We start from the raw sequence: 7863 nt of genomic DNA, 5'->3' as shown, positions 1-7863 counted from the left end.
CCCGTCCGAGGCCGACACCATCGATACCGTGCGGGCGCTGTACTGACAAACCGAGCGCTGCCGGTTTCGCGCGCGTAGGGTTTCGGCCGTGGCAGTGAAAGTGCACGACAAAGACGTCCGCTACATCCACACCGACGAACAACTGCCGCCCGTCGCGATCGTCGACCGCTCCCCCATCACCCTGCGGCACAAGGTCATGTTCGCGGTCATCGCCGTCGTCGGTGCCGTCGCGTGGGCGATCATCGCGTTCGCGCGCGGCGAGACGGTGAACGCGGTCTGGTTCGTGGTCGCGGCGATCTGCACCTACATCATCGGGTTCCGGTTCTATGCCCGGCTGATCGAGATGAAGATCGTTCGCCCGCGCGACGACCACGCCACCCCGGCCGAGGTGCTAGACGACGGCACCGACTACGTGCCCACCGACCGGCGGGTGCTGTTCGGGCACCATTTCGCCGCCATCGCCGGGGCCGGCCCCCTCGTCGGTCCGGTGCTGGCGACACAGATGGGCTACCTGCCCGGCACCATCTGGATCATCCTCGGCGCGGTGCTCGGCGGCTGCGTGCAGGACTACCTGGTGCTGTGGATCTCCACCCGGCGGCGGGGCCGTTCCCTGGGCCAGATGGCCCGCGACGAACTGGGCGCGGTCGGTGGTGCGGCCGCGCTGGCCGGGGTGCTGGTGATCATGGTGATCCTGATCGCGGTGCTGGCCCTGATCGTGGTCAAGGCCCTGGCCGAAAGCCCGTGGGGCGTGTTCTCCATCGCCATGACCATCCCCATTGCGCTGTTCATGGGAATCTACCTGCGCTTCCTGCGGCCCGGGCGGGTGACGGAGGTGTCGGTGATCGGCTTCGCGCTGCTGCTCGCGGCGGTGGGATCCGGCAATTGGGTTGCCGAAACCCGTTGGGGTGCATCGCTGTTCACGCTCTCGCCGGTCACGTTGTGCTGGTGCCTCATCGGCTACGGCTTCGCCGCTTCGGTGCTGCCGGTGTGGTTGCTGCTGGCACCGCGCGACTACCTGTCCACCTTCATGAAGGTCGGCGCCATCGCCCTGCTCGCGGTCGGCATCTTCATCGCGCGGCCGGTCATGCAGGCACCCGCGATCTCGCAGTTCGCCACCAAGGGCAACGGTCCGGTGTTCGCCGGCTCGCTATTCCCTTTCCTGTTCATCACGATCGCGTGCGGCGCGCTGTCGGGATTCCATTCGCTGATCTCCTCCGGGACAACCCCGAAGCTGCTGGAGAAAGAAGGCCAGATGCGGCTGATCGGCTACGGCGGCATGATCACCGAGTCGTTCGTCGCCGTGATGGCGCTGATCACCGCGTCGATCATCAACCAGCACCTGTACTTCACGATCAACGCGCCTGCCGCGCAGACCGGCGCCACCGCGGCCCGCGCCGCGGATTACGTCAACTCACTCGGGCTGGCCGGCGCCCCGGCGACGGCCGACCAGATCAGCCAGGCCGCCGCCGGCGTCGGCGAGAAGTCCATCGTGTCGCGCACCGGCGGGGCACCCACGCTCGCCTGGGGCATGTCCGAGGTGCTGCAGCGCGTGTTCGGCGGCGCCGGACTCAAATCCTTTTGGTACCACTTCGCGATCATGTTCGAGGCGCTGTTCATCCTGACCACCCTCGACGCGGGCACCCGGGTCAACCGATTCATGCTCTCCGACACGCTCGGCAACATCGGTGGCCCGATGGCCAGGCTGCGCAACCCCAGCTGGCGACCGGGCGTGTGGATCTGCAGCCTGGCGGTGGTCGCCGCCTGGGGCAGCACACTGCTGATGGGCGTGACCGATCCGCTGGGCGGCATCAACACCCTCTTCCCGCTGTTCGGCATCGCCAACCAGCTGCTGGCCGGCATCGCGCTGACCGTCATCACCGTCGTCGTCATCAAGAAGGGGCTGCTGCGGTGGGCCTGGATCCCCGGGTTGCCCCTGCTGTGGGATCTGGCCGTAACGCTGACCGCGTCGTGGCAGAAGATCTTCTCCGGAGATCCCGCCGTCGGCTACTGGACTCAGCACGGCCAGTTCGTGGCGGCCAAGCGCGCCGGCAAGACCGCCTTCGGTGCGGCCAAGAATCCCCATCAAATCGACGAGGTCATCAGGAACACCTTCATCCAGGGCACCCTGTCCATCGTCTTCGCGCTGGTGGTCCTCATCGTCTTTGCCGCCGGAGTTGTGGTCGCCGCCAGGGCAATTCGTGGCGGCGGCAGGCCGCTGACCGAGGAGGATCCGGTGCCCTCGAAGCGGTTCGCGCCGTCCGGCCTGGTTCCCACCGCCGCTGAGCGCGCGTTGCAAAGACGATGGGACGCGCCCGGCAAAAAGGTCGTGTCGAACTCCCCCGCGCGGTCCTAAACTTGCGCGATGAGAGTCGGCATCGACTTTGGCACCACTCACACCGTCGTCGCGGCCGTCGACCGAGGCAACTATCCCGTCATCTCGTTTGACGGCCTCGACGCGTGGCCGTCGATCGTCGCGGCCAACGCGGCCGGGGAGCTGCGCTTCGGCGCGGACGCGGCCGCGGTCCGGCACGACGCGGGATGGTCGGTGCTGCGGTCGTTCAAACGCCTGCTCAACGAGGCCGGACCGCAGACAGAGGTGAGCCTGGCCGGCCGCACCCACCGCCTGGCCGATTTGCTCACCGGATTTCTGGCCCAGCTGAAGAGCGACCTCGTGCGTCGCTCCAACGCCAGCCTCACCGCGGGGGAAACCATCGAGGCCGCGATCAGCGTGCCGGCCAACGCCTCGAGCGCCCAACGCCTGTTGACACTGGACGCGTTCGTGGCGGCGGGCTTCCACGTCGCCGCGCTGCTCAACGAGCCGTCGGCCGCCAGCCTCGAATACGCGCACCGCTACCGGTCCACGATCACCGCCAAGCGGGAGTACGTCCTCATCTACGACCTCGGCGGGGGCACCTTCGACGCCTCGTTGCTCAAGATGACCGGGCACGCGAACGAGGTCGTCATCAGTGAGGGCATCCAGCGCCTCGGCGGCGACGACTTCGACGACGCGATCGTCGAGCTCGTCCTGGACCGCTCCCAACTGTCCGGGGTGGACGCGGCGGCCCGCGACCTGCTGCGGGAGGAGTGCGCCGCCCGCAAGGAGGCCGTGGGTCCACAGACGCGCCGCTTCCTGGTCGACCTCACCGGGGTCGGCGGGGCGGACCGGCCCCCGTTCTCCTGCCCCGTTGACGACGTCTATTCGGTGTGCGCACCGCTGGTCGACAAGACGATGGCGTTGCTCGACCGCGTGCTGCACAATCCGGCCGGCGCCGGCCGGGACGTGACGTGGTCGGAGGTCGCCGGCATCTACGTCGTCGGCGGCGCAGGCAGCTTCCCGCTGGTCTCCCGGATGCTGCGCACCACCTTCGGCGACAAGCGGGTCAAACGCTCGCCGCACCCCTTCGCGGCCACGGCGATCGGCCTGGCGGTCTTCCTCGACAAGGAGTCCGATTTCGCGCTGTCCGAACGCTTCTCGCGCAACTTCGGGGTCTTTCGCGAGGCCGAGGCCGGCGCGGGCGTGGTCTTCGACCCGATCGTGTGCAAGGACGTCTCCCTGCCGGCCGACGGGCACACCCCGCTGGTGGTGAAGCGGTCCTATCGTGCGGCCCACAACATCGGCCACTTCCGGTTCGTGGAATGCAGCCGCCTGGTCAACGGCCGGCCCGACGGCGACGTGACGCCCTACGACCCGGTGCTCTTCCCCTTCGACCCGGCGCTGCATGATCGCGACGACCTCGGGCGTCAGCCGGTGGGCCGGTGGCGGGACGGGCCCGACGTCGAGGAGCGCTACGTCATCGCCCCCAGCGGCGCGGTGGAAGTCACCCTGACCACGCAGCCGGCCGGGTTCAAGCGCACCTTCCGCCTGGAGCGCCGCGCCGCCGCGAGCGCGTGACGCGCCGATGGAACTTTATGACGTCATGAGAACGACGTTCGCGGCGCGGGAATTCACCGGCGACCCGGTGCCCGACGGCGTGCTGGCGCGCATTTTCGAAAACGCCCGGTTCGCCCCGAGCGGCGGCAACCGGCAGGGCGCCCACATCACCGTCGTGCGCGACCCGGACGCCCGGCGCCGGCTGGCCGAGCTGGGCAAGGCCGCCGCCCGTCGCTACTTCGCCCAGCTGCAGGCGGGCGAAAACCCATGGAATTCAATCCATCCCAGCCGTGTGCCGCAGGACATCATCGACAGCACCGAAATCCCCGACACGTTCGTCGCGCCGATCGTGAACGCGCCTGTCGTGCTTGTGTTTTCGGTCGATTTGACGGTGGTGGCGGCCGTGGATCAGGATCTGGGCCGCGTCGGCCTGGCCGGCGGCGCCTCCGTATATCCACTGGTGTGGAACGTCCTGCTGGCCGCCCGCAACGAGGGTTACGGCGGGACGATCACGACGATGGCCGTCGCCGCCGAGGAGGGAGTCCGCGAACTGCTGGGCATCCCTGATCGGCACGCGGTCGTCGCGGTGGTGCCGCTCGGCAAACCCATCCGGCAGCTGAGGAAGTTGCGCCGCCGGGCGGTCGCGGAGCTCGTCACCCGTGACCGCTTCGACGGTCCGGCATTCGACGGCTAGGGGGCCTGTCGCGGGACGGTGTCGTGCTCAGCCGATGACATCGGCATAGATGTCCAGGAGCCGGAACCTCGTCGCATCGAGATACTGTCCGAGGACCGCGATCACGCGCTTCTGCAGCTCGTACCCCAGTTCGTGGTCCTCTTCGCACTTGCCGCGCAGGCAGTTGCCGTCGAACCCGATGGCGCGCGTCGACTCGACGGCGCGCGCGTCGAACCGCGAGTTGTATGGCGGCACCAGCCACGACCAGCCAAGGATGTCTCCAGCTTGCAGCGTCTGCACCGTCAAGCCGCCCCGGCCCGGAACGGGGGTTTCGAGCGCGATCCGGCCGGCGCGGATCAGGTAGAAGTGATCGGCCGGGTAGCCCTCGCGGAAGATCAACTCACCTGCGGCGAAGCGCAGGTTCGCCGCGCACCCGACCGCCAACTGCAGATAGCGCGGGTCCATCCCGCCGAAGAACGGGTGGCGGGACAGAACGCCTTCTAGCGTCCTCACTGCCAATTTCCTTCACCGGTACCGATCGATTACTCAAGACGGACGATAGTTGATTGTGACGGCCCCGTCCCGCGATCGACGAGAAGAAATTGCCTGCCGAAGGCCACCGCCGCCGGGCGGGCCACCCTCGTACGATGCTTTCGTGACCGCCGCGGCTTCCCCGCGAGGCAAGTTAGCCGACGCGAGCGAACCGGCCGTATCGACGGCGGCGCGACGAGTGACCTGACGCCAACCACTGCCGTAGTCTGACAACGCGTTTCACGCCTAGATGTTGGGTTTCGGCGAGAAGGAGCCATCCCGCATGTCCACCTGGTTGATCACCGGATGCTCGACCGGACTCGGTCGTGCGCTTGCCGAAGCCGCCATCGGGGCCGGCCACAACGCGGTCGTAACGGCGCGCGACGTCGCGAAGGTCGCCGACCTGGCGTCCGGCGCGCCGGATCGGGTGCTCGCGGCCGCCCTCGATGTCACCAACCCCGCGCAGGTCGTCTCGGCCGTGCGGCAGGCCCACGAGCGGTTCGGCCGCATCGACGTATTGGTGAACAACGCCGGTTACGGTTACCGCGCCGCGATCGAGGAGGGCGACGACGCCGATGTGCGTACCCTGTTCGAGACGCACTTCTTCGGCACGGTCTCCATGATCAAAGCGGTGCTGCCCGGCATGCGGGCCCGTCGCAGTGGGGCGATCGTCAACATCTCCTCGATCGGCGCAACGGTGACCCCGGTGGGCTCCGGCTACTACGCGGCGGCCAAGGCCGCCATCGAAGGGATGAGCGGCGCCCTGCGCGGTGAGGTTGCCCCGCTGGGCATTTCGGTGACCGTCGTCGAGCCTGGCGCCTTCCGGACCGATTTCGCCGGGCGCTCGCTCGTCCAATCGGCGACCGTCATCGACGATTACGCTGGCACCGCCGGGCAGCGTCGCAAGGAGAACGACACCATGCACGGCACCCAGGCGGGCGAACCCGCCAAGGCCGGCGCCGCGATCATCGCGGCCGTCGAATCGAGTGAGCCTCCGGGTTTCCTGCTGCTGGGCCCTGACGCCCTGGCCTTCTACCGCTACGCGACGGATGCGCGCGCCGCCGAGATCGCGAAATGGGAACGGCTGACAAGCGGCACTAACTTCGGGCCGTAACCGCCTGTCGCAGTCTGGTTTTGGCCAGCTTTCCGGTAGGTGTTCGGGGTAGGTCGTCGACGAAGTCGACCGAACGAGGCGCCTTGTAGTGGGCGATCCGGTCGCGGACATAGTCGATGAGATCCTGTGCCAACGCATCCGTCCCGCTCACCCCGGGCGCCAGCTGCACGAGGGCTTTGACCTCTTCGCCCATTTCGGGGTGGGGAACGCCGATGACCGCGACGTCGAGCACCGCGGGGTGCAGCGCCAGGGCGTTCTCCACTTCCTGCGGGTAGATGTTGACCCCACCCGAGATGATCATGAACGACTTTCGGTCGGTCAGGTACAGGAATCCATCGGGGTCGAGGTAGCCGAGATCGCCGACGGTCGTCCAGAATGGATGTTCCGGGTGGCGGGCCGCGGCGGTCTTGTCGGGGTCGTCGTGGTATTCGAACGGCAAATGATCGCGTTCGAAGTACACGGTCCCGACGGCACCGACGGGTAGCTCGGTTCCGTCGTCGCCGCAGATGTGCAGCACGCCGAGCACGCTTCGTCCCACCGACCCCGGGTGGGTGAGCCATTGCTCGGAATCGATGAACGTCAGGCCGTGCGCCTCGGTGGAACCGTAGAACTCGTAGACAATGGGGCCGAGCCACTCGATCATCGCCCGCTTGACATCGATGGGACAGGGCGCGGCGGAATGCATGAGCATCCGCAGACTCGAGAGGTCGTAACGGCCGCGGATGGACTCGTCGAGTTTGAGCAGCCGCACGAACATGGTGGGAACCAGCTGTGCGACGCTGATGCGGTAGTGCTCGATGTAGCGCAATGTGGATTCGGCGTCGAACTTCTTGGCCAGCACCACGGTTCCACCCAGCGCCTGCACCATGCCGCACCATCGCAGGGGCGCGGCGTGGTAGACGGGCGCCGGCGAGAGGTAGACGTCGCTGGCTGTTATTCCGTAGAAGTGGCTGGCCATCGCCACGATCGGATCACCGGGTTCGTCGACACGCCGATGCGGCAGCGGGGGCTTGACCCCCTTGGGGAATCCCGTTGTGCCGGAGGAGTACAACATGACCGCGCCGGATGGTTCCCGGGGCAGGCGGGGGCCGGCCTCGGCGAGGGCCGTTTTGTAGCAGGCGAAACCGTCGACGTCACCGCCGAAGGCAAGCCGCAGCCCGGGACCTTCGACCTGCGCGCTGACGTCGATTGCCAGGTCGGCCAGCGCAGCCGAGGCTATCAGCGCGCGTGCACCCGAGTCACGCACGATGTAGCCGGCCTCCCGCGCCGTCAGGTGGTGATTGACGGCGGTGATGTAGAGGCCCGATCGTTGCGTCGCCCAGTACACCTCGAAGACCTCGGCGGCGTTGTCGGAGAGCAGTGCGACGACGTCGCCGCGGCGGAGCCCGGCGTCGTAGAGCACCCGCGCAAGCGCGGCGGAGTTGTCGTCGAGTTGCCGGTAGGTCAACACTTTTCCGGACTCCGCCAGAATGACCGCGGGGCGCTCAGGGGCATTGTCCGCGTGGGTACCCGGGTACATCGGTCAGCTCGCCGCGGCGGCTGAAACGACCACGGGATAGACCCGCTTGGCACGGTCATTGGTCATGTCGATGTGCACGAACTTCTGTTCGGTGTACTCGTCGAGGGCACGCGGCCCGAGCTCACGGCCCAGACCGCTTTGCTTCACGCCGCCGA

Annotated in this window: 6 protein-coding genes; 4 read left to right on the top strand and 2 right to left on the bottom strand. The window is 67.8% G+C overall.

Features of this window, described 5'->3' with window-relative positions; translation table 11 throughout:
• Nucleotides 1-88 precede the first annotated feature (88 nt).
• The 3 genes from A9X05_RS16745 to A9X05_RS16735 are packed head-to-tail and all read left to right on the top strand — an operon-like array spanning nucleotide 89 to nucleotide 4565.
• Nucleotides 89-2353, top strand: coding sequence for a carbon starvation CstA family protein (locus A9X05_RS16745; protein WP_067782810.1), 2265 nt, complete (start codon nucleotides 89-91; stop codon nucleotides 2351-2353).
• Nucleotides 2354-2362: 9 nt separating this feature from the next.
• Entirely contained in the window at nucleotides 2363-3892 is a 1530-nt protein-coding gene (locus A9X05_RS16740; RefSeq protein ID WP_067782807.1) for an Hsp70 family protein, read from the top strand.
• A 7-nt stretch (nucleotides 3893-3899) separates the two neighbouring features.
• Nucleotides 3900-4565 (top strand): nitroreductase family protein, encoded by a 666-nt coding sequence (locus tag A9X05_RS16735; RefSeq protein WP_067782805.1) that lies wholly within the window; start codon nucleotides 3900-3902, stop codon nucleotides 4563-4565.
• A 27-nt stretch (nucleotides 4566-4592) separates the two neighbouring features.
• Here A9X05_RS16735 and A9X05_RS16730 read toward each other — a convergent pair whose 3' ends face one another.
• Nucleotides 4593-5057 carry a cyclic nucleotide-binding domain-containing protein gene (locus tag A9X05_RS16730; RefSeq protein ID WP_067753241.1) on the bottom strand — a complete coding sequence of 155 codons (465 nt, stop codon included), beginning with the start codon at nucleotides 5055-5057 and terminating at the stop codon, nucleotides 4593-4595.
• A gap of 301 nt (nucleotides 5058-5358) precedes the next feature.
• Here A9X05_RS16730 and A9X05_RS16725 point away from each other — a divergent pair, with 301 nt between their 5' ends.
• The gene (locus A9X05_RS16725; protein WP_067753245.1) at nucleotides 5359-6189 is read left to right on the top strand and encodes an oxidoreductase; all 831 of its coding nucleotides are present in this window, start codon (nucleotides 5359-5361) and stop codon (nucleotides 6187-6189) included.
• Here A9X05_RS16725 and A9X05_RS16720 read toward each other — a convergent pair.
• Complete coding sequence (locus tag A9X05_RS16720; protein ID WP_067782802.1) at nucleotides 6173-7708, bottom strand: AMP-binding protein; 1536 nt, start codon at nucleotides 7706-7708, stop codon at nucleotides 6173-6175. The genes A9X05_RS16725 and A9X05_RS16720 overlap by 17 nt on opposite strands.
• Between the last annotated feature and the right edge of the window lie 155 nt (nucleotides 7709-7863).

Source organism: Mycobacterium sp. E3298 (assembly GCF_001666895.1).
In the GTDB taxonomy this organism is placed as follows: domain Bacteria; phylum Actinomycetota; class Actinomycetes; order Mycobacteriales; family Mycobacteriaceae; genus Mycobacterium.
The sequence above is the reverse complement of the archived record's forward strand: the minus strand, read 5'-3'. Positions and strand labels throughout refer to the sequence as shown.

Coding starts and splice junctions, on each gene's coding strand:
- A9X05_RS16740 (WP_067782807.1), top strand. CDS start 2,363: ATGAGAGTCGGCATCGACTTTGGCACCACTCACACCGTCGTCGCGGCC.
- A9X05_RS16735 (WP_067782805.1), top strand. CDS start 3,900: ATGGAACTTTATGACGTCATGAGAACGACGTTCGCGGCGCGGGAATTC.
- A9X05_RS16725 (WP_067753245.1), top strand. CDS start 5,359: ATGTCCACCTGGTTGATCACCGGATGCTCGACCGGACTCGGTCGTGCG.
- A9X05_RS16720 (WP_067782802.1), bottom strand. CDS start 7,708: ATGTACCCGGGTACCCACGCGGACAATGCCCCTGAGCGCCCCGCGGTC.